Annotated in this window: 1 rRNA gene; it reads right to left on the reverse strand. The window is 57.6% G+C overall.

Annotation, left to right across the window (positions count from 1 at the left end):
• Window positions 1–1,980: ribosomal RNA gene (locus tag ACFQPS_RS20090) — 23S ribosomal RNA — on the reverse strand; the annotation flags it as partial.

Below are 1,980 nucleotides of genomic sequence, written 5' to 3' on the forward strand. Positions count from 1 at the left end.
GACGTCAGAGATCGCAAGGGTGGTATTTCAAGGACGGCTCCACACGGGCTGGCGCCCATGCTTCAAAGCCTCCCACCTATCCTACACATGCAATCCCTAACGCCACTGCAAAGCTGCAGTAAAGGTTCATAGGGTCTTTCCGTCTGACCGCGGGAACCCCGCATCTTCACGGGGAATTCAATTTCGCTGAGTCGGTGTTGGAGACAGTGGGGAAGTCGTTACGCCATTCGTGCAGGTCGGAACTTACCCGACAAGGAATTTCGCTACCTTAGGACCGTTATAGTTACGGCCGCCGTTTACCGGGGCTTCAATTCGGAGCTTGCACCCCTCCTTTTAACCTTCCGGCACCGGGCAGGCGTCAGACCCTATACGTCGCCTTGTGTGGCTTCGCAGAGCCCTGTGTTTTTGGTAAACAGTCGCTACCCCCTGGTTTGTGCCCCCCGCCCCTGGTTGCCCAGGAACGGGGCCCGCTTATCCCGAAGTTACGCGGGTAATTTGCCGAGTTCCTTCAACACCGTTCTCTCAAGCGCCTTGGTATACTCTACCAGTCCACCTGTGTCGGTTTCGGGTACGGTCTGTATGCGGGGGCTGTTTCCTGGAACCTCTCCACGGCACACCCAATCCGTTAAGGGCATACCGACTTTGAGATCCGTCACTCACCCGCAGGCCCACGAATATTAACGTGGTTCCCATCGACTACGCCTTTCGGCCTCGCCTTAGGGGCCGGCTCACCCTGCGTGGATTAACCTTGCGCAGGAACCCTTGGACTTTCGGCGAGAGCGTTTCTCACGCTCTTTGTCGCTACTCATGTCAGCATTCGCACTTCCGATACCTCCAGCGCCCCTCACAGGACACCTTCGACGGCTTACGGAACGCTCCGCTACCGCTCGTGCATGGCACGAACCCGCAGCTTCGGTGGGTGGCTTAAGCCCCGTTACATTTTCGGCGCAGGCCGGCTTGTCTAGACCAGTGAGCTATTACGCTTTCTTTAAAGGATGGCTGCTTCTAAGCCAACCTCCTGGTTGTCTTGGCCTTCCCACATCCTTTCCCACTTAGCCACCACTTGGGGACCTTAGCTGGCGGTCTGGGCTCTTTCCCTCTCGACGATCGACCTTAGCACCGACCGTCTGCCTGCCGCGCTCTACTCCACGGTATTCGGAGTTTGGTTAGGTTTGGTAAGGCTCGCGCCCCCCTAGCCCATCCAGTGCTCTACCCCCGTGGGTAATACGCGACGCGCTACCTAAATAGCTTTCGCGGAGAACCAGCTATTTCCTGACTTGATTGGCCTTTCACCCCTAGCCACAGCTCATCCCCGACCTTTTCAACGGGCGTGGGTTCGGCCCTCCAGTGGGTGTTACCCCACCTTCAGCCTGGCCATGGCTAGATCGTCAGGTTTCGGGTCTACAACATGCTACTCGACGCCCTCTTCAGACTCGCTTTCGCTTCGCCTCCGGCTACCGCCTTAAGCTCGCAGCATACTGTAAGTCGCTGACCCATTATACAAAAGGTACGCCGTCACCCCGCAAGGAGGCTCCGACTGTTTGTAGGCATCCGGTTTCAGGTGCTCTTTCACTCCCCTCGTCGGGGTGCTTTTCACCTTTCCCTCACGGTACTGGTTCGCTATCGGTCACTGAGGAGTACTTAGGCTTGGAGGGTGGTCCCCCCATCTTCAGACAGGATTTCTCGTGTCCCGCCCTACTCGAGGATCGATCCCGGTTGACCCGTACGGGGCTTTCACCCGCTCTGGCCCGACTTTCCAGACGGTTCCGGTTATGTAGGATCGACCACTGGCCTGGTCCGCGTTCGCTCGCCACTACTAGCGGAGTCTCGGTTGATGTCCTTTCCTCCGGGTACTTAGATGTTTCAGTTCCCCGGGTTCGCCTCCACACCCTATGAATTCAGATGTGGATCACCTTGCGGTGGGGTTGCCCCATTCGGATATCCACGGATCAATGCCTGCTCGCGGCTCCCCATGGCTTT

Source organism: Rhodocista pekingensis (assembly GCF_042665545.1).
Taxonomy (GTDB): Bacteria; Pseudomonadota; Alphaproteobacteria; order Azospirillales; family Azospirillaceae; genus Rhodocista; species Rhodocista pekingensis.